Annotated in this window: 29 protein-coding genes, 1 tRNA gene and 1 riboswitch; of the genes, 13 read left to right on the forward strand and 17 right to left on the reverse strand. The window is 66.5% G+C overall.

What is annotated here, in order from left to right; translation table 11 throughout:
* Positions 1 to 144: 144 nt before the first annotated feature.
* Together AC5P60_RS00910 and AC5P60_RS00915 are read left to right on the forward strand one after the other, a co-directional pair.
* A complete protein-coding gene (locus AC5P60_RS00910; RefSeq protein WP_024956351.1) occupies positions 145 to 723 on the forward strand; it encodes a GNAT family N-acetyltransferase in 579 nt (192 codons plus the stop codon).
* Between the two features lie 110 nt (positions 724 to 833).
* A complete protein-coding gene (locus AC5P60_RS00915; protein ID WP_005408994.1) occupies positions 834 to 2,330 on the forward strand; it encodes a S10 family peptidase in 1,497 nt (498 codons plus the stop codon).
* A gap of 365 nt (positions 2,331 to 2,695) precedes the next feature.
* Here the strand turns inward: AC5P60_RS00915 and AC5P60_RS00920 are convergent, their stop codons facing one another.
* Together AC5P60_RS00920 and AC5P60_RS00925 are read right to left on the reverse strand one after the other, a co-directional pair.
* Positions 2,696 to 3,817, reverse strand: coding sequence for an inorganic phosphate transporter (locus AC5P60_RS00920; RefSeq protein ID WP_495201662.1), 1,122 nt, complete (start codon positions 3,815 to 3,817; stop codon positions 2,696 to 2,698).
* Positions 3,818 to 3,830: 13 nt separating this feature from the next.
* Positions 3,831 to 4,457 carry a DUF47 domain-containing protein gene (locus tag AC5P60_RS00925; RefSeq protein WP_004152833.1) on the reverse strand — a complete coding sequence of 209 codons (627 nt, stop codon included), beginning with the start codon at positions 4,455 to 4,457 and terminating at the stop codon, positions 3,831 to 3,833.
* Between the two features lie 292 nt (positions 4,458 to 4,749).
* On the opposite strand from AC5P60_RS00925, the gene AC5P60_RS00930 reads away from it, so the two are divergent.
* Together AC5P60_RS00930 and AC5P60_RS00935 are read left to right on the forward strand one after the other, a co-directional pair.
* A complete protein-coding gene (locus tag AC5P60_RS00930) occupies positions 4,750 to 6,054 on the forward strand; it encodes a hemolysin family protein (RefSeq protein WP_032966609.1) in 1,305 nt (434 codons plus the stop codon).
* Positions 6,038 to 6,697 (forward strand): exopolysaccharide biosynthesis protein, encoded by a 660-nt coding sequence (locus tag AC5P60_RS00935; protein WP_111172667.1) that lies wholly within the window; start codon positions 6,038 to 6,040, stop codon positions 6,695 to 6,697. The genes AC5P60_RS00930 and AC5P60_RS00935 overlap by 17 nt, the downstream gene beginning before the upstream one ends.
* A gap of 92 nt (positions 6,698 to 6,789) precedes the next feature.
* On the opposite strand, the gene AC5P60_RS00940 is transcribed toward AC5P60_RS00935, so the two are convergent.
* The 4 genes from AC5P60_RS00940 to AC5P60_RS00955 all read right to left on the reverse strand — a co-directional run bounded on the left by AC5P60_RS00940 (position 6,790) and on the right by AC5P60_RS00955 (position 10,003).
* Positions 6,790 to 7,287, reverse strand: coding sequence for a pyridoxamine 5'-phosphate oxidase family protein (locus tag AC5P60_RS00940; protein WP_033834120.1), 498 nt, complete (start codon positions 7,285 to 7,287; stop codon positions 6,790 to 6,792).
* Positions 7,288 to 7,355: 68 nt separating this feature from the next.
* Positions 7,356 to 8,351, reverse strand: a complete 996-nt coding sequence (locus AC5P60_RS00945; RefSeq protein WP_483692836.1) for an LLM class flavin-dependent oxidoreductase — start codon at positions 8,349 to 8,351, stop codon at positions 7,356 to 7,358.
* Positions 8,352 to 8,574: 223 nt separating this feature from the next.
* Positions 8,575 to 9,342: a sulfurtransferase gene (locus tag AC5P60_RS00950; protein ID WP_005408988.1), complete on the reverse strand. Its 768-nt coding sequence runs from the start codon at positions 9,340 to 9,342 to the stop codon at positions 8,575 to 8,577.
* 295 nt (positions 9,343 to 9,637) lie between these two features.
* Entirely contained in the window at positions 9,638 to 10,003 is a 366-nt protein-coding gene (locus tag AC5P60_RS00955) for a DUF6164 family protein (protein WP_005408987.1), read from the reverse strand.
* Positions 10,004 to 10,073: 70 nt separating this feature from the next.
* Here AC5P60_RS00955 and AC5P60_RS00960 point away from each other — a divergent pair, with 70 nt between their 5' ends.
* Positions 10,074 to 10,508, forward strand: a complete 435-nt coding sequence (locus tag AC5P60_RS00960; RefSeq protein WP_005408986.1) for an FKBP-type peptidyl-prolyl cis-trans isomerase — start codon at positions 10,074 to 10,076, stop codon at positions 10,506 to 10,508.
* Positions 10,495 to 11,742 (forward strand): TIGR03862 family flavoprotein, encoded by a 1,248-nt coding sequence (locus AC5P60_RS00965; RefSeq protein WP_049459681.1) that lies wholly within the window; start codon positions 10,495 to 10,497, stop codon positions 11,740 to 11,742. Before AC5P60_RS00960 ends, AC5P60_RS00965 begins: the two co-directional genes overlap by 14 nt.
* A 53-nt stretch (positions 11,743 to 11,795) precedes the next feature.
* On the opposite strand, the gene AC5P60_RS00970 is transcribed toward AC5P60_RS00965, so the two are convergent.
* The 4 genes from AC5P60_RS00970 to AC5P60_RS00985 all read right to left on the reverse strand — a co-directional run bounded on the left by AC5P60_RS00970 (position 11,796) and on the right by AC5P60_RS00985 (position 15,898).
* Complete coding sequence (locus tag AC5P60_RS00970) at positions 11,796 to 12,257, reverse strand: GNAT family N-acetyltransferase (RefSeq protein ID WP_024956617.1); 462 nt, start codon at positions 12,255 to 12,257, stop codon at positions 11,796 to 11,798.
* Between the two features lie 99 nt (positions 12,258 to 12,356).
* The gene (locus AC5P60_RS00975; protein WP_005408983.1) at positions 12,357 to 13,979 is read right to left on the reverse strand and encodes an FMN-binding glutamate synthase family protein; all 1,623 of its coding nucleotides are present in this window, start codon (positions 13,977 to 13,979) and stop codon (positions 12,357 to 12,359) included.
* 55 nt (positions 13,980 to 14,034) lie between these two features.
* Positions 14,035 to 15,321, reverse strand: coding sequence for a nucleotide sugar dehydrogenase (locus AC5P60_RS00980; RefSeq protein ID WP_005408982.1), 1,287 nt, complete (start codon positions 15,319 to 15,321; stop codon positions 14,035 to 14,037).
* 142 nt (positions 15,322 to 15,463) lie between these two features.
* Entirely contained in the window at positions 15,464 to 15,898 is a 435-nt protein-coding gene (locus AC5P60_RS00985) for a BLUF domain-containing protein (RefSeq protein WP_005408981.1), read from the reverse strand.
* 128 nt (positions 15,899 to 16,026) lie between these two features.
* Here AC5P60_RS00985 and AC5P60_RS00990 point away from each other — a divergent pair.
* Positions 16,027 to 16,113: transfer RNA gene (locus tag AC5P60_RS00990), tRNA-Leu, on the forward strand.
* Positions 16,114 to 16,136: 23 nt separating this feature from the next.
* Here AC5P60_RS00990 and hemN read toward each other — a convergent pair.
* Both hemN and AC5P60_RS01000 read right to left on the reverse strand, forming a co-directional pair.
* Positions 16,137 to 17,546 carry an oxygen-independent coproporphyrinogen III oxidase gene (gene hemN / locus AC5P60_RS00995; protein ID WP_483692837.1) on the reverse strand — a complete coding sequence of 470 codons (1,410 nt, stop codon included), beginning with the start codon at positions 17,544 to 17,546 and terminating at the stop codon, positions 16,137 to 16,139.
* 44 nt (positions 17,547 to 17,590) lie between these two features.
* Entirely contained in the window at positions 17,591 to 18,028 is a 438-nt protein-coding gene (locus AC5P60_RS01000; protein ID WP_033834669.1) for a group III truncated hemoglobin, read from the reverse strand.
* 178 nt (positions 18,029 to 18,206) lie between these two features.
* On the opposite strand from AC5P60_RS01000, the gene AC5P60_RS01005 reads away from it, so the two are divergent.
* The gene (locus AC5P60_RS01005; RefSeq protein ID WP_483692838.1) at positions 18,207 to 18,494 is read left to right on the forward strand and encodes a hypothetical protein; all 288 of its coding nucleotides are present in this window, start codon (positions 18,207 to 18,209) and stop codon (positions 18,492 to 18,494) included.
* Positions 18,491 to 19,534 (forward strand): 4Fe-4S dicluster domain-containing protein, encoded by a 1,044-nt coding sequence (locus tag AC5P60_RS01010; RefSeq protein ID WP_483692839.1) that lies wholly within the window; start codon positions 18,491 to 18,493, stop codon positions 19,532 to 19,534. Before AC5P60_RS01005 ends, AC5P60_RS01010 begins: the two co-directional genes overlap by 4 nt.
* Position 19,535: 1 nt before the next feature.
* On the opposite strand, the gene AC5P60_RS01015 is transcribed toward AC5P60_RS01010, so the two are convergent.
* Complete coding sequence (locus tag AC5P60_RS01015; protein ID WP_005408923.1) at positions 19,536 to 19,772, reverse strand: hypothetical protein; 237 nt, start codon at positions 19,770 to 19,772, stop codon at positions 19,536 to 19,538.
* A 352-nt stretch (positions 19,773 to 20,124) separates the two neighbouring features.
* Positions 20,125 to 20,334 carry a helix-turn-helix domain-containing protein gene (locus AC5P60_RS01020; protein ID WP_005408922.1) on the reverse strand — a complete coding sequence of 70 codons (210 nt, stop codon included), beginning with the start codon at positions 20,332 to 20,334 and terminating at the stop codon, positions 20,125 to 20,127.
* 111 nt (positions 20,335 to 20,445) lie between these two features.
* Between AC5P60_RS01020 and AC5P60_RS01025 the strand changes: the two genes are divergently transcribed.
* Both AC5P60_RS01025 and crcB read left to right on the forward strand, forming a co-directional pair.
* Positions 20,446 to 20,847 (forward strand): transcriptional regulator, encoded by a 402-nt coding sequence (locus AC5P60_RS01025; RefSeq protein WP_005408921.1) that lies wholly within the window; start codon positions 20,446 to 20,448, stop codon positions 20,845 to 20,847.
* A gap of 22 nt (positions 20,848 to 20,869) precedes the next feature.
* Positions 20,870 to 20,933, forward strand: a riboswitch (Fluoride riboswitch).
* A gap of 82 nt (positions 20,934 to 21,015) precedes the next feature.
* Positions 21,016 to 21,408 (forward strand): fluoride efflux transporter CrcB, encoded by a 393-nt coding sequence (gene crcB, locus AC5P60_RS01030; protein WP_005412844.1) that lies wholly within the window; start codon positions 21,016 to 21,018, stop codon positions 21,406 to 21,408.
* Positions 21,409 to 21,411: 3 nt separating this feature from the next.
* On the opposite strand, the gene AC5P60_RS01035 is transcribed toward crcB, so the two are convergent.
* Positions 21,412 to 22,245, reverse strand: a complete 834-nt coding sequence (locus AC5P60_RS01035; RefSeq protein ID WP_483692840.1) for an AraC family transcriptional regulator — start codon at positions 22,243 to 22,245, stop codon at positions 21,412 to 21,414.
* 134 nt (positions 22,246 to 22,379) lie between these two features.
* Here AC5P60_RS01035 and AC5P60_RS01040 point away from each other — a divergent pair, with 134 nt between their 5' ends.
* Positions 22,380 to 22,874: a DUF6265 family protein gene (locus AC5P60_RS01040; RefSeq protein ID WP_111108376.1), complete on the forward strand. Its 495-nt coding sequence runs from the start codon at positions 22,380 to 22,382 to the stop codon at positions 22,872 to 22,874.
* 58 nt (positions 22,875 to 22,932) lie between these two features.
* Here the strand turns inward: AC5P60_RS01040 and AC5P60_RS01045 are convergent, their stop codons facing one another.
* Both AC5P60_RS01045 and AC5P60_RS01050 read right to left on the reverse strand, forming a co-directional pair.
* Entirely contained in the window at positions 22,933 to 23,343 is a 411-nt protein-coding gene (locus tag AC5P60_RS01045) for an SRPBCC family protein (RefSeq protein ID WP_483692841.1), read from the reverse strand.
* A gap of 20 nt (positions 23,344 to 23,363) precedes the next feature.
* Positions 23,364 to 24,383 carry an aldo/keto reductase gene (locus AC5P60_RS01050; RefSeq protein WP_483692842.1) on the reverse strand — a complete coding sequence of 340 codons (1,020 nt, stop codon included), beginning with the start codon at positions 24,381 to 24,383 and terminating at the stop codon, positions 23,364 to 23,366.
* Positions 24,384 to 24,486: 103 nt separating this feature from the next.
* On the opposite strand from AC5P60_RS01050, the gene AC5P60_RS01055 reads away from it, so the two are divergent.
* On the forward strand, positions 24,487 to 25,404 hold the full coding sequence (locus AC5P60_RS01055) for a LysR family transcriptional regulator (protein WP_231522150.1): 918 nt from the start codon (positions 24,487 to 24,489) through the stop codon (positions 25,402 to 25,404).
* The last annotated feature ends 1 nt before the right edge of the window (position 25,405 follow it).

Raw genomic sequence — 25,405 nt, forward strand, 5'->3', positions numbered from 1 at the left:
TTGCCCGGTAGTGCCGGCTGCTGGCCGGCAACCTCGACTGCCGTCCAGCGGCCGGCATTACCGGCTCATGCGCCCTTGGCATTACGCCGCCATCGGCAAACCCGGCGGCGGCATAATGCGCGTCCACCCGTGTGGACCATCGTATTGGCCAGCCACTCGCTGCTGTTCCCCGCCCTGCCGCTGCACAGCGCGCGGTTGGTGCTGAGCCCGATCCGCCGTGACGACGCGGCCGCGCTTTTCGCGCTGCAATCCAATCCGGACGTGATGCGCTGGTGGAACCATCCGGCCTGGACACGACCGGCCGAAGCCCGCGAACAGATCGACGACGATCTTGCCGCGCACGCGATCGGCACCCAGTTGAAGCTGGCCCTGCGCGAATCACCCAACGGCCCACTGCTGGGCGTCTGCGTCGCATTCGCCATTGATCGTGAGGCCATGCGGGCCGAGATCGGCTATCTGCTGGCGCCCGACCGCCAGGGCCAGGGCTACATGCATGAGGCCCTGCAGCAGATGCTGGGCTATCTGTTCCACACCCTGCACCTGCACCGCATCGAAGCCGAGATCGATCCACGCAACGTACCCTCGGCACATGTGCTTGACCGCCTCGGCTTCCACCGCGAGGGGGTGCTACGCCAGCGCTGGCGCATTCAGGGCGAGCTTTCGGACTCGGCCGTCTATGGCCTGCTGGCCAACGACGAAGCGGCAGCCGCCCTGCCCGTTTGATCCAATCTGGCCGCAAGCCGCTGCAGAACGTGGCCATGCCTTTGGACACATACGGCGTGGTGCTCCACCGGCCTAGCATCGGAACCCCCTTCCGCTGCCGATCCGGTGCCATGAAGTCCCTGCTGCACACTGCCGCGCTCTGCGTCGGCCTGCTCATCGCCCCCACCAGCGTGCTGGCCGCGCCCGCCGCTGACACCAAGCCCGATTCGAAAGACGACAGGACCGACGCGCCTGCGCTGCCCGCCGATGCGTCGGCGCGCCAGAGCATGCGCCTGGCCGGCCGCACCCTGGACTACACCGCCACCGTCGGCACCCTGCCGGTGCGCGATGAGAAGGGCAAGGTCATCGCCGATGTGGTGTTCACTGCGTACACGATGCCGGGCAAGGACCGGCCGGTGACGTTCGCGCTCAATGGCGGGCCCGGTGCCTCGTCGGTGTACCTCAACATGGGCGCGATCGGGCCCAAGGTGGTCACCTTCGGTTCGGAAGGCGACAGCGCCTCGGCGCCCGCCACCCTGCATGACAACCCGGGCACCTGGCTGGATTTCACCGACCTGGTATTCATCGACCCGGTCGGCACTGGTTTCAGCCGCGCGCGCATCGGCGATGACGAGGCGAAGAAGCAGCTGTACAACCCCGGCGCCGACATCGAGTACCTGTCGCGCTCGATCTACGACTGGCTGCTGCGCAACCAGCGCATGGCGTCACGCAAGTACCTGACCGGCGAGAGCTACGGCGGCTATCGCGGCCCGCGCATCACCCATTTCCTGCAGACCCGGCTGGGCGTGGCGATGAACGGCCTGGTACTGGTCTCGCCGTACCTGAGCCCGACGCTGGAAGACAACGCCGACGTCTCGCCGATGGCATGGATGCAGACGCTGCCGTCAATCGCCGCGGCGCACCTGGAGCGCCAGGGCAGGCTCACCGACGCGGCAATGCGCGAGGTGGTGGAGTACACCCGTGGCGATTACGCCACCGCGTTGATGAAGGGCCGCAGCGATCCGCAGGCGACCGAGGCGATGCTGCGCCGGGTGACCGAGCTGACCGGGCTTGACCCGCAGTTCGTGCGCCGTGCCGGTGGCCGTCTTGAAACCCAGGCCTACCTGCGCGAAGTATTCCGCGACAAGGGCACGCTGGGCAGCCGCTACGACTCCAATGTGACCGCGTTCGATCCATTCCCGAATGACCCGGAGCAGCGCGCCAATGATCCGCTGCTGGACAGCATCATTGCGCCGACCACCACGGCGATGGTCGACTTCGTGACGCGCGTGGTCGGCTGGAAGGTGGATGCACGCTACCAGGCGCTGAACTACGACGTGAATCGTTTGTGGGACCGCAACGGCGAGCTGCGCCAGGGTGCGGTGACCCAGCTGCGCCAGGCGGTGGCGATCGATCCGCATCTGCAGGTGCTGATCGTGCATGGCTGGAACGACCTGTCGTGCCCGTTCATGGGTTCGATCCTGACGGTGGACCAGATGCCGGCGATGGGCAGCAACCCGGACCGGGTGCAGGTGCGGAGCTATCCGGGCGGGCACATGTTCTACAGCCGGGCGGACAGCCAGGCGGCGTTCCGGAAGGATGTGCAGGCGCTGTTCCAGCGTAATTGAGGGGTTCGGCCGGGCCTGCGGCCCGGCACCCGCCGGATCAACGGCAACGGCAACGTCGAAAGCCGGATTTCCGTGGGCTGGCGAGGTGGGGTGGATATGCAGGACACGCCGTAAACCCGTCCATGGGGGCTCGATGGCGCCATCCATGGCGCCAACGGTCCTGCATATCCACCCCACCCCGCCGCTGACAGGTTCCCGCTGCTGTTGGTGGGTGCCGACCGTTGGTCGGCACGGGACCGGATCCCTGTTTCTGCTCTGGTAGGTGTCGACCTTGGTCGACACGATGTGTGCGGAAGAATTCTCTGCCCATGAAAAAGCCCGCCGGATACCGGCGGGCTTTTTCGTTTGCAACCCTGGCGTGGCGATCAGGTCCAGCCGAACAGCTCGAACAGCTTCAGGATCAGGTACGCACAGCCGCCGGCTGCCGGGATGGTCAGGATCCAGGCCCAGACGATGCGTTCGATCACGCCGAACTTCAGCGAGCGCGGGTTCTTGGCGAAGCCGACGCCCATGATCGCAGTGGAGATGCTGTGCGTGGTCGAGACCGGCATGCCGAAGTGGGCGGCCAGGGTCAGGATGGTGGCCGAGCTGGTCTCCGCGGCGAAGCCGTGGATCGGGTGCAGCTTGACCATCTTGTGGCCCAGGGTCTTGATGATCTTCCAGCCACCCGAGGCGGTACCGGCAGCCATCACCACCGCACAGGTCAGCACGATCCACATCGCGATGCCGTCACCGGCATGCGCATCCGGGTGCATGAAGGCCAGCCAGGACGGCAGGTCATCCAGTGCGCCGGCGGCTTCTGCACCGATCAGTGTCATGGCGATGATGCCCATGGTCTTCTGCGCATCGTTGTGGCCGTGGGCAAAGCCCATGTAGGCCGCCGAGGCGATCTGCGCCTTGCCGAAGAACGCGTTGACGATGCGCGGGCGGGCCAAGCGGCCGATGGCGCCACCGATCCTGGCCAGGCCGGCAATCAGGCCCCACAGCAGCACCATCACCACGATGCCGAGCAGGAAGCCGGCGATCGGCGAGGTGATCATCGGCACGAACACCTTCCACAGCAGGCCCTTGTTCTGCGCCCAGCTGCCCAGGCGCTCGGACCAGATCAGCGCGTCCCAGTTGTTGTGGGCGGCCGCCAGGCCGGCGCCGCAGAGGCCACCGATCAGCGCATGCGAGGACGAGGACGGCAGGCCCTTCCACCAGGTGATCAGGTTCCAGATGATGCCGCCCAGCAGCGCGCACAGGATTACCTGCGGGGTGACCTCGACCACGTTGGTGTTGAGCAGGCCCGAAGCGATGGTCAGCGCCACCGCGGTGCCGGTCAGCGCACCGATGAGATTCATGAAGGCGGCCAGCATCACCGCCCAGCCAGGCGAGAGCACCTTGGTCGCGACCACGGTGGCAATGGAATTGGCGGTGTCGTGGAAGCCGTTGATGAACTCGAAGACGAGTGCGGCCAGGATCACCACCAGGACAAGGGTCAACATGCGGCGGCGTCCGTCAGCTGTTCTTCAACACGATCTGGTACGCAACCACGCCGGCCTCGCGGCAACGGTCGATGGCCTTTTCCAGGATCTCGAAGAATTCCTTCAGCAGGAACATCTGCAGGTTGTCCAGGCGGCCGGAATAGATGTCGCGGTACAGCTCGAGCATCAGGCGGTCGGCCTCGTTCTCAAGCGAGCGCAGCTTCTCGTTCAGCGCGGTCATCCGGTCCAGGTTCATGTGGCGCAGGTCGGCCACCATCTCCACCACCACGCCGGCGGCCTGTTCCAGCATCGCCGCGCGCGGCGCGAAGTCGATGTGTTCCAGATGGGTCGTGGCCAGCGAATAGCGATCGGCGAACTTCTCGATCTGCTTCGGAATCTTGTACAGGGCCGAGCCCAGCGCTTCGATGTCTTCACGCTCGATCGGGGTCATGAAGCTGTCCACCAGCGCCTGGCTGATCTTGTCCGAGGCCGCGCGTTCGCGCAGGCGAGCCAGCTTGAAGGCGTCCAGCGCGGGCTGGCGGTCGGCCTCGCGCAGCATGGAATGCAGCGCCTTGGCGGCGTCGGAGGCCGCGACGGCAGCCTCATCGAGCAGGGTGTAGAACTGTTTGCCGGAACCGAAAATGGTCTGCAGAGAGAACATTGAGAAACCTGTCAGCCGTCGCGGGAAGGACGGCACCAGACGGAATTATGACGGCTAGATGACCATCTCGGGTATCCCCGCCCCCTTTCCGGGCATCGAGACCCCAAACCTGAACAGGCGGTTGCCACCCTGCCACGCCCCTTTGCTAAGATGCCAGCGCGCCTTCGGGCGCACCTTATGGACGACGACCCTTATCCCCCAGCGCCGCGCCGGACCCCGTTCCTGAGCGCCTGCCGCCATCGCAAGCACCCGCCCTCCCTGCCACCAACCGGGGACGACGCCCGTGTTTGAAATGATCCTGATTGTCTTCGCGCTTGTTCTGTTGAACGGCTTCTTCGCCATGTCCGAGATGTCGGTCATGACCTCGCGCAAGAGCCGCCTGAAGCAGATGGCTGCCACCTCCAAGCGCGCCGCCAAGGCGCTGGAACTGTCCGAGAAGCCGGAGAGCTTCCTGTCCACCGTGCAGATCGGCATCACCGTGATCGGCGTGCTGACCGGCTACCTCGGTGGTGAAGCGCTGGGCGAAGCCTTCGCCGGCTGGATCCAGGGTCTGATGCCGGGCTTCGCTTACGCCGGCAACATCGGCACCGCGCTGGCGGTCAGCCTGATCACCTTCATCACGCTGATCTTCGGCGAACTGGTGCCCAAGCGCCTGGCGCTGACCCGTTCGGAGGCCATTGCCGGCCTGGTCGCGATGCCGATGAGCTGGCTGGCCAAGCTCGCCCTGCCCTTCGTCTGGCTGCTGTCCAGGACCACCCAGCTGGTGCTGCGCCTGTTCGGCCTGGGCAAGGATGAAGTCGCCTCGGTGACCGAAGAAGAGATCCGCATGCTGGTCGCCGAAAGCCACGAGGCCGGCGTGATCGATGCCCACGAGCGCGACATGATGAACCGCGTCATGCGCCTGGGCGACCGCACCGCCGACAGCCTGATGACCCCGCGCAACCGCATCGCGTGGCTGGATACCCAGGCCGGGCTGGAGCGCAACCTGGAAATCATGGCCGAACACGAGTTCTCCCGGTACCCGGTGTACCGCGACAACGACATGGACGTGGTCGGCGTGCTCGAACTGAAATCGCTGGCCACGCGCATGGCTCGCGGCGACAACGCGCTGTTCCAGACCCTGCGCGAACCCCTGTACGTCTCCGAATCGACCCACGCGATGAAGCTGCTGGAAATCTTCCGCGAGGAACAGCAGTCGATGGCACTGGTGGTGGACGAGTACGGCGAGATCCAGGGCCTGGTGACCATCAGCGACCTGATGGGCGCAGTGGTTGGCCGTCTGCAGGCGGTGGAGAACGCCGACGAGGACGCGCTGGTGGTGACCCGCGAAGACGGCTCGCTGCTGGTGGACGGATCGCTGCCGATCGAAGACGTGCGCGAACTGATCGGCAGCAACGACCTGCCCGACGCCGAGGACGGCGACTACTACACGCTGGCCGGCATGTGCATCCATTACTTCGGCCGCATTCCGCACGCGGGCGAGTACTTCGACTGGGCTGGCTGGCGCTTCGAAGTGGTCGACCTCGACGGTGCGCGCGTGGACAAGCTGCTGCTGCGCACGTTGTCCGACGAGCAGGCCGATGAGCTCACCGCCTGAGGCCGGCCAGGGTCCGGGCGCCGAGCGCCCGACCTACCGCAACGAGGGCATCCGCACCCTGCTGGAGATGTTTGCCTCCGGTGATCCGGCCGAGCACATGCCGCTTGGCCGGATCCTGTGCAACCTGCAGCAGAGCGCGTTCGGCGTGTTCCTGTTCGTGGCGATCCTGCCGTCGTTCATTCCGATTCCGGGCATGGGCGGTGCGGTCAGCGGGCCGCTGGTGATCCTGATCGGCCTGCAGATGCTGTGCTGCCTGCGCCGTCCCTGGCTGCCCGGCTTCATTGCCCGGCGCGGGCCGAAGCGCGGCACCATGCACCGTTTCCTGGACCGCATCGACCGCCCGCTGCGGCGGTTGGACAAGATGCTGAAACCGCGCCTGCCGCAGCTGCTGACACCGCTGCCCGCCCACGCCTTCACCGGCCTGCTGCTGGTGCTGCTGGGCCTGCTGCTGTCGCTGCCGATTCCCTTCACCAACTTCCTGTTCGGCTTCCAGTTGCTGCTGTTCGCGCTGGCGCTGCTGGAGCGCGATGGCGCGCTGATGCTGTTCAACTGGATCGCGGCGCTGGCGGCAATCGCCTTCTTCGGTTTCAGCTCGGGGCAGCTGGTGGGCTATACGGTGGAACTGTTCCAGCGCTGGTTCTGAGCCGGAATCCGGTAGAGCCGGCCGCTGGCCGGCTGCCACGTTTCCAGGTTTGCCGGCCAGCGGCCGGCACTACCCATACCGGACATCGGTCATCACCGAAGGTCGATGAACCCGTTGTCGGCCAACGCCGCCGGTTCGTCCTGCACCGCCGACAGCACGAACGTCAACGCCTTGCCCAGCAGCGTGCCCGGACCGTCCCAGTACTCGGCACTGTCGGCGCGCACATGGATCAGGCGAAGGTTGGGGTCATCTTTGCCACCGGGGAAGAACAGCTTCATCGCCGGTGACCACAGCGCCTCGATCTTCGCGCGATCGTCGACCACGCGTGCCCGCCCCGCCACCGACACATAGGTGTTCTTCGAGGGCGAGGCATACGCCACGTTGACCCGCGGGTCGAGCGCGATCTCGGCCACCTTGGGGCTGTCGCCGGTGATCACGAACCACAGGTCACCGTCGAAGGCGACCTGCTGGGTGGCCAACGGCCGGCTGTAGAGGCGGCCGTCGACGCCGGTGGTGGTGAACATCGCCACCTCCACGTCCTTGATCAGTTCGGCCAGCTGGGCGATGTGTTCGGCACGGGTGTCGGCCATGTGGGGGCTCCTTCGATATGAGCCCCCATCAGACGCGGTTCGGCCGCAATGGGCCGTGACGCAATTGTTCAGCCCGCGTGGCGGGCGTGCCAGGCCTGCATGGTGAGTTCGAACGACCGCAGGCGCGCGCGGTGGTCGTACAGGTTGGCGGTGACCATCAGCTCGTCGGGCTTGTGCCGTTCGACGAACGCGGCAATGCCCTCCGCCACCTGCTGCGGATCGCCCAGCACGGTGCAGGCCAGCGCCCGCTCCACGCCCAGTTTTTCGTGCGGCTCCCAGAAGGACTCGATGTCGTCGATCGGTGCCGGAATCTTGCCCGGTCGGCCGCGACGCAGGTTCACGAAACTCTGCTGCTGGCTGGTGAACAGGCGCCGCGATTCGGTTTCGCTGTCGCTGGCAACGACGTTCAGGGCCAGCATCGCGTGCGGCTGCTTCAGCGTGGCCGAGGGGCGGAACTCGCGGCGGTACACGGCAAGGGCTTCATCCATCGCGTCGGGTGCGAAGTGCGAGGCGAACGCATACGGCAGGCCCATCGAGGCGGCCATGCGCGCACCGAACAGGCTCGAACCGAGGATCCAGGTCGGCACCCGCAGGCCGCCACCCGGAACCGCCTGCACCGCCTGCCCGGGTTGTACCGGCTCGAAGTAATGCAGCAGCTCGCGCACGTCCTGCGGGAACTGGTCGGCGCTGTCGAAGTAGCGGCGCAGCGCACGCGCGGTCGGCTGGTCGGTACCGGGTGCACGGCCCAGGCCGAGGTCGATGCGGTCCGGATACAGCGAAGCCAGCGTGCCGAACTGCTCGGCCACCTGCAGCGGGGCATGGTTGGGCAGCATGATGCCGCCGGCACCGACGCGGATGCGCTTTGTGCCACCGGCGACGTGGCCGATCAGCACGGCGGTGGCCGCACTGGCGATGCCCGGCATGTTGTGGTGTTCGGCCAGCCAGTAGCGGCGGTAGCCCAGCGCATCGGCGTGCTGGGCCAGTTCCAGCATGTTGGCGAAAGCGGCGGTGGTGTCACTGCCCTCGCAGACCGGGGCCAGGTCAAGGATCGACAACGGGATCATCAGGCGTTTTTCCGTCACAGGATCCCCCATGCATGGGGTCGGCCAGGCGCCGCGGCCAGTGACGGTGGCGGAATGCTGATTCCCGTGTGGCGGGTTCAGGGCTGACCGGGCCGATCCGGGGTGCCCTGATCCGCGCCAAGCGCGATTGGTAGTGCCGGCCGCTGGCCGGCATACAGGTAGATGGCTTCGCAGCCGGCCAGCGGCCGGCTCTACCGCGGAAGCGTCAGAACGCGCTGGGGCGCGGCTCCGGCAGCGGCTGGTCGACCATCGGCTTCAGCTCGGCATCCAGTGCCACGCGCTCATCGAACACGAAGCAACGCCCCTCGTAGCCTTCGCCGCCCACCTCCTCGAAGTAACCGAGGATGCCACCGTCCAGCTGCAGCACGTTGTCCATGCCGTCGTTGACCATCCACAGCGCCGCCTTCTCGCAGCGGATGCCGCCGGTGCAGAAACTGACCACGGTGCTGTCTTTCAGCGCCTCGCGGTGCGGCGCCAGCGCCTCGGGCAGGTCGGTGAACTTGTGAATCGGCAGCACCAGCGCATCCTTGAAGGTGCCGTACTCCACTTCCTGCAGGTTGCGGGTATCGAGCATCACCACCGGCTTGCCGGCGTCGTCATGCCCCTGCCGCAACCAGCGTTGCACCGTGGCCGGATCGACCGCCGGCGCGCGCGGATAGTCCAGCGGCTGACCGTCGTCACGGCGGAAGCTGATGATCTCGTCCTTCACCTTGGCCTTCAGCCGCGCGAACGGCTGATGTTCACTGAAGCTGGTCTTGACCCGCATATCGGCAAACCGCACGTCAGAACGCAGCGCCGCGTAGAAACCCTCGACCGCCTCCGGCGCACCCGCCAGGAACAGGTTCAGCCCCTCGCCCGCCACCAGGATCGTGCCCCGCAACTGCGCCGCCTCGGCACGCGCCAGCAACTGGTCGCACAGGGCCTGGGGAGCGTCGATGACGGCGAAATGATAGGCAGCGGTATTGGCGATCATCCTGGCATTTTAGCGCCTCCCGCCCCTCCGGGCAGATTCAGGGGTCAGAGCCCTCTGCGCAGCAGAGGGACCCGACCCCAAGCCCGGCAAACAACCGGAATCTGTCATGGGTGGGGCGGTGTGGGCAGGCGGGGGCGCAGAGCGCCATGGATGGCGCTCTACGAGGCACGCAGGAGCAGCTTTTGCCGTCCCCCGCCTGTCCACACCGCCCCGCCCTCCCACTGAAGCCCGGCTTTTGACGTTGCTGTTGCCGTTGCGTCTGCGGGTGCCGGGTGCAACCCGGCCAGAAGCCCCATTACCCCCGCAACAGCACGAACGGCAGCAGCACCAGCGCCGCCGCACCGGCCATCCCCAGCAGCACCAGCACCACGTAGACCGGCCGCCGCCGGAACAGGCTGCCGAAGGTCTCCGCCGTGCCATCACGCAATGCCTGCTCACGCTCGGCACGGATGCGCGGCCCGCGTTCGGCCTGGTATTCCGCCATCAGCGCCTTCGCTCGTGGATGATCAGCGTCCTCGCGCAGCCACAGGCCACCATTGGAGATGCCCCAGGGGCTGGGTTCGGTGCGATACCAGGCGATGCCGTGCTGGTCGAGCAGCGTGCAGACATCGGCATATTCGTCGTCGCCGACATTGCGCAGATTGAGCAGGAGTTTTGCCATGCCCCCATGATACCTGGCGCCGATGCGCTACCCTTGCCGCCCTCGCCCTGCGCCCTTCCGGAGACGCCCGATGCGCCGCCTGCTGCTTCCCCTGCTGCTGTCCCTCGCCGCCGCTGGCTGCACAACCGAACCGTCCGGCCCACCGCCCGGCGGCACCCTGACCACCTTTGAGCGCATCGATACCGTGCCCGGCACCGGCACCGAAGCCGTTGCCGGCAGCAAGGTCACCGTGCACTACACCGGCTGGATCTACGACAACCGCACCGAAACCAAGCACGGCAAGACCTTCGACAGCTCCTTCAAGCACGGCGAACCGTTCACCTTCGCACTCGGCGCCGGCCAGGTCATCCGCGGCTGGGATGAGGGCGTGGCCGGCATGAAGGTCGGCGGCAAGCGCACCCTGATGATCCCGCCGGATTACGGCTACGGCGACCGCCGGGTTGGCCCGATTCCGGCCGGCTCGTCGCTGGTGTTCGATGTCGAGCTGCTCGATGTCAAACCGTAATGCCGCACCGCTTCCGCGGGTCGCCGTCATCGGCGGCGGCCCGGCCGGCCTGTTCGCCGCCGAGCGCCTGCGCGCCGCCGGTCTGGAGGTGGACCTGTACGAGGCCAAAGGTTCGCCCGGCCGCAAGTTCCTGATCGCCGGCAAGGGCGGGCTCAACCTTACCCATTCCGATCCGCGTCCGCTGTTCGACAGCCGCTACCGCGAGCAGTCCACGACCGTGGGCCGCTGGCTGGATGGCTTCGATGCGCAGGCATTGCGCGACTGGGCCGGCGGTTTTGGCGTGGAGACCTATGTGGGCAGCTCCGGCCGCGTGTTCCCGGTCGACCGCAAGGCCGCGCCGCTGCTGCGTGGCTGGGTGCGCCGGCTGAAGGAACAGGGCGTGCGCCTGCATGCCAACCACCGTTGGATCGGCTGGAGCAACGACGGCGCGCTGCGCTTCGCCACCGAAGCCGGCGAGATCGATGTCCACGCCGATGCCACCGTGTTGGCGATGGGCGGCGGCAGCTGGCCGCAGCTGGGCAGCGACGGCGCCTGGGTTGCCCCGCTGCAGGCCCGTGGCGTGGACATCACGCCACTGCAGTCAGCCAACTGCGGCTTCGACGTGGACTGGACCCCGTTCTTCGCCCAGCGCAATGCCGGTGCACCGCTGAAGCCGGTGGTCGCGCACTGGATCGACCTGGCCGGACAGCCACAGTCGCTGCAGGGCGAATGCGTGGCCAGCGAGTACGGCATCGAAGGCAGCCTGATCTATGCGTTGGCGGCGGACCTGCGCGAGACCATCAACCGCGATGGCCACGCGATGCTGTGGCTGGATCTGGTGCCGGGCCGCGACGAGGCGCGCCTGCTGGCCGATCTGTCACGCCCGCGCAAGGGCCGCAGCTTCGGCGAGCACCTGCGTCGCCAGGCGGGCCTTGATGCGGTGAAGGCCGCACTGGTGTTCGAGATTCTGGGTAAGGAAGCCGGCAACGACCTGCCTGCCGTGGCGGCTACGCTCAAGCGCCTGCCGCTGCGCCTGCTGCGTCCCCGGCCGATGGCCGAGGTGATCAGCACCGCCGGCGGCGTGCGCCTGGATGCGCTGGATGATGGCCTGATGCTGCGGGCCGTGCCCGGCGTGTTCTGCGCCGGCGAGATGCTGGACTGGGAGGCGCCTACAGGTGGCTACCTGTTGACCGCGTGCTACGCCAGTGGCCTGCGTGCCGCCGAGGGCGTAATCAGGTGGCTGGCCGGGCGGTGACGCCTGCATTGTAGAGTCGAGCCATCCTCGACTGCCTTACAGTCCCCGGGCGCTCACCATGGCCTGCGCATGCTCACCGAAGCCAGCGCCACGCCGCTGGGATGCGGATAGACCTCTTCGCGCACGCTGATGAATCCCTGCCGTTGGTAGAACGGCACCGCGTTGAGCGAGGCCGACAGCACCACCTCACGCTCACGATCGGCCATTGCCAGCAGGCGCTGCATCAGCGCCTGGCCGATTCCCTGGCCGCCACGATCAGGATCAACGAACAACGCGTCGACTTCATTGGCATCGGCATCGAACACACCGAAGCCAAGAAGGCCGCCCTGCCCATCCTCGGCCACCACGCAGCCGCCCTGCCCCAGCAACCGCGCGTACTGCGACGGCGGCGGCGAGGCCGACCAGGGCGCAATCACTTCGGGCGGATAATGGCTGCTGCAGGTCTCGCGCACGCAACGCGTGCGCAACGCCCACAGCGTGGCCACGTCATCCGTGGTGCCGATCCGGAACCGCATGGCATCTCCTTGCAGCGTCGAGCCATGCTCGACGGTTCTTCGTTCCAACATCGCGATGAGAGAAGCAGCCGAGCATGGGCTCGGTTCTACAGCAACACGTTATCGCGACTTGCTGGCCCGCAGCGCCTGGATCTTCGGCGGCGGCTGGAAGGAATCGCTGCGCGCATCGGCCCAGAACGCATGGAACACGGCGTGGTCCGGCACCTTGTGCAGCAGCTCGCCCGGTTCCAGGTAGCGGTACAGCGAGGCCAGCGAACGGATCTCAACAGGCGAAACCCGACGCAGGATATGCTCCGGACCCAGTTCCGCCGGGTCGTTCAGGCCCGCGGCACACAGCAGTTCCTTCAAGGCATGCAGCGTGTGCTCGTGGTAGCTGTACACACGGGTGGCCTTGTCCGGTGCATCCAGATGCTTCCAGCGCGCCGGGTCCTGGGTCGCGATGCCGGTGGGGCACTTGTCGGTATGGCAGCTCAACGACTGGATGCAGCCCAGCGCGAACATGAAGCCGCGGCCGGCATTGCACCAGTCGGCACCCAGCGCGATGGTGCGCGCGATGTCGAACGCACTGGTGATCTTGCCGGCTGCACCGATGCGGATGCGCTCGCGCAGATCGAGGCCGACCAGGGTGTTGTGCACCAGCAGCAGCGCTTCGTGCATCGGCACGCCGACATGATCGACGAACTCGGCCGGCGCCGCGCCGGTGCCCCCTTCGGCACCGTCCACCACGATGAAATCCGGCAGCAACCCGGTTTCCTGCATCGCCTTGGCAATGCCGAACCACTCCCACGGGTGGCCGATCGCCAGCTTGAAACCGACCGGCTTGCCACCGGACAGCTCGCGCAGGCGGGCGACGAACTGCAGCAGCTCGACCGGTGTCGAGAACGCCGAGTGACGCGACGGCGACACGCAGTCCACGCCCATCGGCACGCCACGGGTCACCGAGATCTCGGCAGTCACCTTCGGCGCTGGCAGCACGCCGCCATGACCCGGCTTGGCACCCTGCGACAGCTTGATCTCGATCATCCTGACCTGGTCATGGGTGGCATTGGCAACGAAGCGTTCCTCGCTGAAACCACCCTTCTCGTCGCGGCAACCGAAGTAGCCCGAGCCGATTTCCCAGACCAGATCGCCGCCCATCTCACGGTGATAGGGCGAGATCGAACCTTCGCCGGTGTCGTGGTAGAAACCACCACGCCGTGCGCCTTCGTTCAGTGCGCGGATGGCATTGGCCGACAGTGAACCGAAGCTCATCGCCGAGATGTTGAACACGCTGGCCGAATAGGGCTTGGCACAGTTCGGACCGACCAGCACGCGGAAGTCATGCTTGGCGATGGCGGTTGGCGCCAGCGAATGGTTGATCCACTCGTAGTCCACCGCATAGGTGCTGCGCAGGGTACCGAACGGCACCGTGTCCATCTCGTTCTTGGCGCGCTGGTAGATCAGTGCACGTTGCTGGCGCGAGAACGGCACATCCTCCAGGTCACTCTGCACGAAGTACTGGCGGATCTCCGGGCCGATCGATTCCAGCCCGTAGCGGAAGTGCGCCATCACCGGATAGTTGCGGCGCAGCGTGCTGCGTTTCTGCAGCAGGTCCCAGGTCCCCAATGCCACCATCGCGGCAGTCAGGCCGACGCCCCAGTACCAGGCCGGCCAGATCGTGGCCAGCCACAGGCATATCGGGAACATCAGGATGGCGAGCAGGTAGACGATGTACCGGTGCATGGCTTTCCTCGGTTGCAACTGTTCCCGAGTCTACCGCGCCGCTCGCTGCCAAGGCTTACAAACGATCGTCAACCACGTTGCGCGGCCAGGCCGATTTGACGTCGTAGACCAGGCCGCCTGGCGCCAGCAGCGCCCGGATTGCGTCTTCATCCATTGCCTTGAAACGGGCGTGGGCCACCGCCAGCACCACCGCGTCATAGCGCCCTGCCCCGGGTTCGGCCAGCCAATCCAGGCCCTCGCCGGTCAATGCCGCCGGGCCGACCCACGGGTCGCTCACCTCCACCTGCGCCCCCGCATCGCGCAGGCGCTGGGCCAGTTCCAGCGCGCGGCTGTTGCGCAGGTCCGGGCAATCCTCCTTGAAGGTCACGCCCAGCACCAGGATGCGTGCCTCCGCCGGTGCACGGCCACGCTCGGCCAGCATCGCCAGCACGCGCGCCGCCACGTGCTCGCCGACGCGGTTGTTGACCTGCCGCGCGGTGTGGATCAGGTCCGGGTGGTAGCCCACGCTTTCGGACTTGTGCAGCAGATAGTACGGATCGACGCCGATGCAGTGACCGCCAACCAGGCCTGGCCGGAACGGCAGGAAATTCCACTTGCTGCCGGCGGCGTCCAGTACGTCCTGGGTATCGATGCCGAGCCGGTCGAAGATCAGCGCCAGCTCGTTGACCAGCGCGATGTTGACGTCGCGCTGGATGTTCTCGACCACCTTGGCTGCTTCGGCCACGCGCATCGACGGCGCCGGGAACGTACCGGCGTCGATGATGCGCTGGTAGAGACCATCGATCACCGCAGCGACTTCCGGGGTCGAACCAGACGTGATCTTGCGGATGTCGGCCAGGCGCCGCTGGCGGTCACCGGGACTGACCCGTTCCGGGCTGTAGCCGCAATAGAAGTCTTCGTTGAAGCCCAGGCCCGAACCCTGTTCCAGCAGCGGCACGCACACTTCCTCGGTGGTGCCGGGGTACACCGTGGACTCGTAGATCACCAGATCGCCGGCGCGAAGATGACTGGCAATCAGCCGTGTCGCCGAACGCAGGGGCTCCAGGTCGGGCTGCTCGTATGCATCGATCGGGGTCGGCACGGTGACGATATAGACGTTGCAGGCATCGAGCAGCGAAGGATCGCTGCCGTACTGCAGATGCGTGGCTTCGGCCAGCTCGTCGGCCTCCATCTCCAGCGTGTGATCGCGGCCACCGCGCAGCTCCGCGATGCGGCCGGCATCGATGTCAAAGCCCAGTGTCGGCCAGTGCCGGCCAAACGCCACGGCCAATGGCAGGCCGACGTAACCCAGGCCGATCACGGCGAAACGCGGCGTCACCGCCGCCGCAACGGGCACGCTCATCGGCATGTCCCGTGCACCGGGCGAAACCGGATGCGTGCCGCCATGGCTTGGGCCAACCCACTCATTCGCTGTACCACTCCGGAAAACCCGCACCAGAAAGGCTACAGCCTACCGGCCCCGGTACCCCGCCGCCAAGGCGGGCTCAGGAACCCAGCGCGACCGCAGCGGGTTCCAGCTCGCCGTCGGCACCGGTCCAGGCCTGCAGCAGGCGCTCGAAACCACCGCTGCCAAGCAGGAAACCCGGCCACGCCGCGTCAACGATCTGGGTCAGCAGGTCCGCATCGATCCGCCGCGTCCCCATCGACCAGCGCGGGAACGCACGCTGCACCACCGGCGCGCGGCACAACAGCCTCATCTGCGCGTGGCTGCGTGCATTGAAGATGCGCTGGAACACCGAATCGATGCCATCTTCGGGGCCTTCCAGATACTGCAGGAAGCGGCTGCCGTCGAACATCAGGACACCGGTGACACCGGCTACACGATTGAATGCCGTGGCGTCGGCCAGCAGGCGATCAAGATCGGTTGTCCGCAGATCGGCGCGGGCCTCACTGGCATAGGCAATCGCGTGCAGCGACATCGGGTGGCTCCCCCCCTGGGAACGGTGGCTGGGACTATGACATGAACAGGGATAACAGTTAAGCACGTCGCTCACGCGCAATCCGGCTGCAGCGACACGGGTAGGCTACAATCGGCGCCGCGCTGCAGGCCCGGATGGCGAAACTGGTAGACGCATCGGACTTAAAATCCGCCGGGGGCAACCCCATGCCGGTTCGATTCCGGCTCCGGGCACCACACGCATGCAGCACATCCCGCTTTCAGATCGCCCGCGAGTAACGTGGCTGCTCATGTGCGGCACGCAGATACGGGTCGAAGCACATTGCCAGCAACCGCAGCAACGGTCGCCCGGGTTCGCTCGCACGCACCACGCCATCGCGGTATTCGGCCAGGCCATCTTCCTGCAGCCGCTGTACCGAACGCAGGTCCTCGGCGAAGTACTGCTGGAAATCCACGCCGTGGCGCTGCCCCAGCACCGCACCATCCACCTCGCCCTGGCACATCAGCTGCTGGATCAGCTCCGCGCGCAGCTGGTCGTCGGCACTCAGCGCGACACCGCGCCAGACCGGCAACTGCCCCTGGTCCACCGCGTCCTCCCAGCACGCCAGGTCACGTGGATTCTGGCTGTAGGTGGCGCCGATATGGCTGATCGCACTTACGCCCAGGCCGAGCAGATCGGTATCGGCGTGGGTGGTGTAACCCATGAAGTTGCGATGCAGCTGGCCGGCACGCTGCGCGCGTGACAGATCCTCTTCCGGCAATGCGAAATGATCCATGCCGATGTACTGGTAGCCGGCCGCGGAGAGCTTCTCCACCGCCAGGCCCAGCAGCGCCAGCTTGTCTTCCGGCGACGGCAACCGGCTTTCGTCGATCTGCTTCTGCGCCCGGAACAGATGCGGCAGGTGCGCGTAGCCATACACCGCCAGGCGGTCCGGGCGCAGCGCCAGCACCCGTTCGAGGGTGCGGCCGAATCCTTCCAGGCTCTGCCCGGGCAGGCCGTAGATCAGGTCGACGTTGACCGAACGCATGCCGCTGTCGCGGCAGGCGCGCAGGATGTCCAGTGTCTGCTGCACGCCCTGTATGCGGTTGATCGATTCCTGCACCTGCGGGTCGAAATCCTGCACGCCCAGGCTGGCCCGGTTGAAGCCCAGGCGCGCCAGCATGGCGACGTCACGGGTGTCGATGAAGCGTGGATCGAGTTCGATCGAGAAATCGCGCTGCGGTGAATCGCTGAAATCGAAGCGCCGGCGCAACCCTTCCACCAGTGTGGTCATCGCCTCGGCATCGAGGAAGTTCGGCGTACCACCGCCCAGATGCAGCTGGATGACCTCGCGACCGTCCTCGAACTGTGGTGCCAGCAGATCGGCCTCGGCCAGCACGCGCGACACATAGCTGTGGCCACGGCCGCGATCGCGGGTGATCACCCGGTTGCAGCCGCAGTAGAAGCACGGGCTGGAACAGAACGGCACATGCACGTACAACGACAGCGCGCGGGCCAGCTGGTTGCTGTCGGCGATCGCCTGGCGCAGCGCCGGCGCGTCGAACCCATCATGGAAATGCGGCGCGGTCGGGTACGAGGTGTAGCGCGGGCCCGGCCGGTCGTGCCGGCGCAGAAGGTCGGGGTCGAAGGTCCAGGCCAGGCCACCAGCGGCGGGAGAGAACGTGTCCATGGCGCCAGCATCGCGCCGGGCGGCCTGCGCCGCCTTGACCCAGATCAATCCTTGGCGGGCATCCCCAGCACCGGCAGGCCGACCTGCGGCCATCGCAGCATCTGGTAGCGCTTCCAGAAGGTGTCACCGATGCGCGCAGCCACGTCGTTGGCAAGCTCCTGCATCGGCGGGTTGTTGCATTCGGCGGTGGTGATCCGGAACAGCACCAGCCAGCGGTCGAACAGATCCTTGTCCAGCTCGATTGCCATGTGCTTGGACATCGGCGAACCCTTGAAGCGCCGGGTGCCGCGCAGCATCGCCGACCAGAAGTCGACCAGCTGGGCCAGATGCTCCGGCCAGTCGTGGACGTGGGCCTCGAACACCGGCCCCAATCGCTCCTCCCCGCGCACGCGGGCGTAGAAGTCGTGGACCAGGCGGGTCACTTCCTGCTCGGTGCACAGCTCGGGCGAGGCGACAGGAAGGACAGGCGGCGTTGCGTTCATCGGGGTACCCAAAGCGTGCCGGCAGTGTGCCGCAGCCGGCCGGCACCACCGTTGATCCAGATCAATGTCGGCGCAGTCCGCTGCACCTAGGCTGGCACGCTTGCAGGAAGCATGCCCTGCGGATGCCGCGCCAACCCAGGCGAGTATACGCGCCGCCCACTTTTCGATCCGGGACAGCATGAACAGACCCTCTCCCAACCGTCGCCAGCAGTTGATCCAGCAATGGGGCGCGATCCTCTGGCCCAGCTTCATCGCTACCGGCCTGGCCAGCGTGGTGTTCTTCGCCTTCGTCGACCCGCTGCGGTTGCAGGCCATCAGTTTCCCGGGCACGCAGATCAGCCGTGAAATGGGCTACACGGTTGGCTTCTTCATGTTCTGGACGGTGACTGCGCTGTCCAGCGCGATCACCTGGTACCTGCAGCGACCGATGCCCAGCGGCGACGACGACGAGCTGCCGCTGGGATGAGTACGACCTGCACACCGAGACCACGGCACTGGCGCGGCACGCTCAGCGCCGCCTTGCTGGTGCTGTTCTACGCATTGCCATGGCTGCGCTGGGACGGCCGCCAGGCCTTGCTGCTGGATATCAACGCCCGCCGCTTCGATCTGTTCGGCTGGACGCTGTGGCCGGGAGACGTCGGGGTGCTGGTCGGCCTGCTGGCGGTGCTCGCGGTGGGGCTGGCACTGCTCACCCACCTCGCCGGGCGCATCTGGTGCGGCCACGCCTGCCCGCAGACACTGTGGCGCCGTGCCTTCGACTGGATCGCCGACGGCGTGGCCCGCGCGCTTCCGGCACGCGTTGCGCGCGCGGCCACACAGCTGGCCTGGGGGCTGCTCTCGTTGTGGACCGGCATCACCTTCGTGGGCCTGTTCAGCCCCATCGCCGAGCTGGTGATCGCAGCGCCGCGCGCCGGCTGGAGCGGCTGGGAAACGTTCTGGGTGCTGTTCTATGCCGCCGCCACCTGGGCAAACGCCGGCTTCCTGCGCGAGCAGGTCTGCCGTTCGCTGTGCCCGTTCGCACGCATGCAGCCGCTGCTGACCGATCCACATACGCCGCGCATGCTGTACGACGCCCGCCGCGGCGAGCCACGCGGACCTCGCCCATCCGGCCTGGGCGGCGTGCTGGGCCGTGGCCGCGGCCTGCTCGATTCGACCACTGCACAGGACTACGTGTTCCGCGCCGCGCATCCGCTGCTGGCCGGACCGATGCCGACCTTCAGCGCCGACCGTCTTGGCGACTGCACCGATTGCGCGGCCTGCATCAGCGCCTGCCCGATGCAGTTGGACATCCGCCAGGGGCCGCAGGCCGACTGCCTGGCCTGCGGCGCCTGTCTGGAAGCCTGCGCACAGCAACAGCACCGGGCCGGGTTCGGTCCGGGGCTGGTGCGCTACTGCAGTCCGCAGGCGATGGCCGGGCAACCGAAGCGCTGGTGGCGACCCCGGACCCTGGCCCTGCTGTCTTTGCTGCTTGCGCTGCTTGCCTGCGGCGCCTGGCGCCTGCTCTGAATCAACGCGGCCCGTCGGCGTGCGGTGGTACCAGCTGCGCGCGTCGGACAATGCCCAGCTGCTCGATGATCAGCGCCATTTCGTTGGTGAACTCGGTACGCTCGGTCCCCTGCGGGACGAGCCGGTCCAGCACCTGCTGGTAGGTATCCCAGAACGCCGGACCGCATCCGTGTTTGTGATAGCTGGCTTCCAGTTCGCGGCGTACCCGTTCAGCCAAGCCATGCATGCCGTATTCCATACGACCTCCGTTGGACTTGTTCTGCATCGTTGACGGTCTACCGACTCACTTGCGTGCTACTGAAAGACTCCCAGGCTTCACGCCCGGTTGATCCAAATTAGTCACAGATTTCACGACAGGTCAATTACATGCAGCGACTTTCGCGATTGAAATTATTAATCGTTCACGAAACCACATACGGGACCCCGCCCCTCCCGGATGGGGTGAAGCCGACAACGCGCCCCAGGCACCTGTCCGGCAGCCGGTAGGCCTCGACAATAGGTACTGCCAATACGATCAGTTTTTCCTATTTTGCTAATTGTACTTAACAGAATGCGCTTAGCACGCTAAATGCGACAAAAGGCGGCGTAATTCAGGCGGATTCGACTTCGGCGGCGCCAGTTGCGGGGAACAGGTTCGGGTAGCGCTGATGCAGGATGTACTGCCGCAGAGCGGGGATCGGGAAGTCTTTCGGCCATTGCGATACCGCGGAACGGCTGATGCCGAAGAAGCGCGCCAGCTCCGCATCGGTCTGGAACCCCAGCCGCGTGCGCACCTGCCGCTTGTTCCAGAATTCGGTCATGGTCTGCCCTTTTGTTAACCAGACTTATTCTTGCGGCAAGGATTCTTCGCATTCCACGCGTTAAGCTGGCTTGCATAGATGAATACTCTCGGCCAACGACTCGCCGCCGCCATGAAGAAAGCCGGGCACCCCCGCCCGGCCGATCTGGCCCGCGCCGCCAAATCCACCACGGCAACCATCAGCAACTGGCTCAACGACCATGTCAGTGCGTCCCATGTGAAAGCCGAGCAGCTGTTCCGCATCGCCGATGCGGCCAAGCTGGACGCACGCGAGCTGCTGTATGGAGTGAACGGGCGCGGCGTCGGGGAGCCGGGTAACGCCTACATTCCCAGCCAGGCCCACCTTGACGTCTGGCAGGACGCCTACGAGCTGGTCAGTCACCTGGTGGCCGAGAATGGCCTGGAAATCGACCACCGCCGCCACGCGGCGCTGGACCTGCTCGCGTTCGAACTGCTGATGGATGGCTTCAGCCGCAGCAAGGTGGCCCGCGTGCTGACCACCTCAATGACGTGAATGCACCGCCGCTGGTAGCATGGACCGCGATGGGGATGGGGCTCCCCCGATAACCGCCTGAGAAGGCTGATGGCTCCTGCCAGGACGAACCCGGTGTTCGTCGACGGCAGGTCGTGCCTGCCCTCGGCGTTCGCCATTGACCCTGCGAACCCGCATTCGAGGCACGCCATGCAAGCATTGAACAACTATTTCCTGGTCTTCGTCGGCGGCGGCATCGGTGCCTGCCTGCGCCACGCCTGCAACCTGATCGGCGCCCGAGTGGCCGTCGGTAGCCCCTGGCCATGGTCGACCTTCCTGATCAACATCAGCGGCGCCCTGCTGATGGGCGTGGTGGTCGAGGTCTTCGCGATGCGCAATGGTGCCTCGCCGCAGCTTCGCCTGTTGCTCGCCACCGGCATCCTTGGCGGCTACACCACGTTCTCTACCTATGCGCTGGAGATCGGCCTGCTGCTGCAGCGCGGCCAGCACGGACTGGCCGCGCTGTATGCCGGTGGCTCGGTGGCGCTGGGCCTGGCCGGCCTGTTCGGTGGCATGAAGCTGGCCCGGCTGGTGCTCGGCTGAGGCTCAGGCCGTGCCAGCACGCGCCTGTCCGCGCCATTCGCGTGGTGACTGCCCCGTGTGCGCCTTGAACGCGCGCGAGAGTGCCGCCTCGCTGCCATAGCCCACCTCGTCGGCAATCCGCTTCAGCGGCCGGCCCTGGCGCAGCGCCTGCTGTGCCAGCCCGACCCGCCAGCCTTGCAGGTACTGGCCCGGGGTGGTCCCCATCGCTTCGCGGAAGCTGGCGGCGAACACGCTGCGTGACATGCCGGCCACCTCGGCCAGATCCTCCAGCGTCCACCCCTGCGCCGGGGCTTCGTGCATCGCCACCAGCGCCAGCCGCAATCGCGGGTGGCCAAGCCCAGCGAACAGACCGCCGCGCATTTTGCCACCTTCCATCAGCTGGCGCAGCACCTGGATCATCACCACCTCGAACAGGCGGTTGACCATCGCCGCGCGCCCGCAACGCTGCTCGAACGCTTCTTCGAACAACAACTCCAGCGCTGCGTTGCCGCCATACAGCCCAGCCAGCGGCAGGCAGATGAAATCCGGCAACGCGGCGCTGATCGGATTGAGCCGGCCGCCTTCGAAATGCAGGTTCGCGCAGGCCATGTCGGCGCCCTGCTGTGGGTCGGTACTGAAGCGGTGCGGCATCGGCCGCGGATACAGCAGCAGGCTGGGCACATCCACCTGTACGGTCTGCTGGGCATGACTGACCTGCAGCGGCCCACGTCGCACCAGGTGCAGCTGCCCGGCTTCATCCTCACCCTCCAGCGTGTTGATGCCGCACAGCGCACCGGCATGGAACACCGAGGCGGTGACCGCGAAGCGTTCAAGCAGAATGGCGAGACGGTCGACCATGACGGGACTCCGGGTCAAGCGAGATAAGCTCAATGTGACAGATCGTATCGGAATCAGCACTGGAAAGGACGGCACTGGCCGCGTGATCTGGCGGGCGCTATACAGGCCGCACATTCCCGCGCATGGAGGCACCGATGTCACTCCGCATCGCCCTGGCCCTGTTGCCGCTGCTGCTCGCGGCCCCGCACGCGCTATCCGCCTCACCCTCGAAGATCGAACACCTGGCCTGGCTGGCCGGTTGCTGGCAGCTTGATGGGCAGCCACCCGGTGCCGGCGAGCAATGGACCAGCCTGGCTGGAAACACCCTGTTCGGCAGCAGCCGCAGCCTGCGTGAAGGGCGAACCGTCGGCTTCGAGTTCATGCAACTGCGCCAGCACGATGATGGGCGCCTGGTGCTGACTACCCTGCCCTCTGGCCAGAACGCCACGGACTTCGTTGCCACCCGGGTCGATGCCAACGAGGCGGTCTTCGAGAATCCTGCCAACGACTTCCCACAACGTATCCGCTACCGGCGCCTCGACGACCAGCGCGCACATGCGCGCATCGAGATCGCGCAGGACAATCCGAAGCAGGCAATGGACTTTCCCATGCATCGCGTCGCCTGCGGTGCACCGACGCCCGCACCCTGACACGCAGACGCCCCGGACCGGCCGGGGCGCCTGCATGCGGTCAACGCCACACGGGCATTCACCCGGCCAGCGTGGTTTCCAGGGCCTTCAGGCCATCGCGATAGATGCCCTCGAACAGCGCGGACGCTTCTTCGTTGCTGACGCCCACCGGAGTGAACTCACCGGACCAGTCGATCCGCGAACCGTCGCCCTGCTCGACCACACGCAGGGTGGATCGATAGCCGCTGACCGGGAACGGGGCCTGCAGGATCGAGTAGGTGTAGCTGCGATCGGCCTGGTCGAAGGCTTCCAGGCGCTCGACGATGGCATCGCCATCGGGATTGGCCAGATGGCGCACGCGACCGCCTTCACTGAGCGTGCTCTGGGGAATGTACGGAAGCCAGTCGGGCAATGAATCGAAGCCGCCGATGAGGTTCCAGACCTGGTCGGCCGGGGTCGGCACGGTGATGGATACAGAAGCAGTTACCATGGGAATGTCTCCTTCGGGACTCAGATGTTGTCGATCGGCAGCGGGGCGTTGGCCGCGACCAGGCCCTGGGCGCGCAGCGCCTGCCAGAACCCGGCCGGGATGATTTCCTTCAGTGCGGCGTAGTCTTCGGCGATGCGCTCGGGACGGCTGGCGCCCGGAATCACCGCAGCCACTGCCGGGTTGGCCAGCGAGAACTGCAACGCGGCCGCCTTGATGCTGATGCCGTACTCGGCCGCGATGGCCTTGATGCGCTCGACCTTGGCCAGGATCTCCGGCGACGCCTTCTGGTACTCGAAGTGGCTGCCACCGGCCAGCACGCCGGAGCTGTACGGACCGCCGACCACGACGCCGGTGTTGCGCTCGGCCGCCTTGGGCATCACCCGCTGCAGCGCACGCTCGTGGTCGAGCAGCGAGTAGCGGCCTGCCAGCAGGAAGCCATCCGGACGGGCTTCGTCCAGGTCCAGGGTCAGCTCGATCGGCTCGACACGGTTGACGCCCAGGCCCCAGGCCTTGATCACGCCCTCCTCGCGCAGGCGGGTCAGCACCTTGAAGGCGCCGCGGCGTGCGGTCTCGAAGTACGACAGCCACTCATCGCCGTAGAAGTCCTGTGCGATGTCGTGCACCCAGACGATGTCCAGGCGATCGGTCTTCAGGCGCTTGAGGCTGTCGTCGATCGAACGCAGGGTGGCATCGGCCGAGTAATCGTTGACCAGCTTGTTGGGGCGGCCGGCGACGAACAGGCCGCCCTTCTCGCCAAGGTCGCGGGCGCTGGTGTCTTCCACTTCGTCCAGGATCAGGCGGCCGACCTTGGTGCTGAACACGAAGTCATCGCGGTTGCGCTTGGCCAGCGCGTCGCCAAGGCGGATCTCGGCCAGGCCTGCGCCATAGAACGGGGCGGTATCGAAGTAGCGGGTGCCCTGTTCCCAGGCCGCGTCCACCGTGGCCTGGGCCTCGGCTTCCGGGATGTCACGGAACATGTTGCCCAGCGGCGCGGTACCGAAGCCGAGGGTCTTGCCAGCCAGCAGCGTGTTGATGCTCATGGGTTCCCCCTTGGGGAGGTTGTTGAAGTTGAGGCACAGGCTAGGCTTGCCCGATAAGACTGTCCAAGACATAATTTAATTATCTTGAGTCCCGCAGGGTCTTATGCTTGACCTCCGCCAACTGCGCTACTTCGTGGCCGTCGCCGAAGATGAACACGTCGGCCGCGCTGCCGAGCGCCTTCACATCTCCCAATCCCCGCTCAGCCGGCAGATCGCCCAGCTGGAGGAACGGCTGGAACTGCAGCTGTTCGAACGCTCGCAGCAGCGCATCCGGCTGACCGCCGATGGCCGTACCTTCCTGGCCGAGGCGCGGGCCCTGCTGACCCATGCCAACCGGCTGGAATCGCTGGCACGCCGGCTCGGCCGCGGCGACGAAGGCGGCCTGTGCATCGGCTATCTGGAGTACGCGATGCACTCCGGCGTATTGCCCACCGCCCTGCGCGAACTGCGCGGCGATCGCCCGGCAGTGCATATCGCGCTCTACAACCAGCAGTCGGACGTGCAGCTGGAAGGCCTGCGCCAACGCAGCCTGGACATCGCCCTGGTCTGCGAACCACCGGCGTTCGACGATCCAGACCTGGAAGCCACGCAGGTGCTGAACGATCCGATGCTGCTGGCGCTGCCGGCCGGCCACCCATTGGCCACTGCAGAGACCATCACGCCCGAGGATCTGGCCAGCCAGCAGTGGATCGGCGTGATGCACAGGGAAAACGCACTGCGCCACGACACCTTCATCGCCGCGTGTGCGAAAGCCGGGTTCACCCCGACCATCGCCATGGAAGCGACCGAGCCACTGGCCGCGCTTGGCCTGGTTGCCGCCGGCCTGGGCCTGGCCACCGTCCAGCAGAGCCTGGATCACCAGGCGCCGGACGGCGTGGTGCTGCGCGAGCTGCCGTGGTTCAGCTACCGCACACCGCTGTGGGCGGCCTGGCACCGCATCAACCTGCGCCCCCTGGTCGAGACCTTCCGCAGGACGCTCGTGCGCACCGCCACCGAAGGCAAGCCGGCATTCGGCGACTGAG

The sequence above is a fragment of the Stenotrophomonas sp. YJH_SMC_120 genome, from assembly GCF_059368675.1.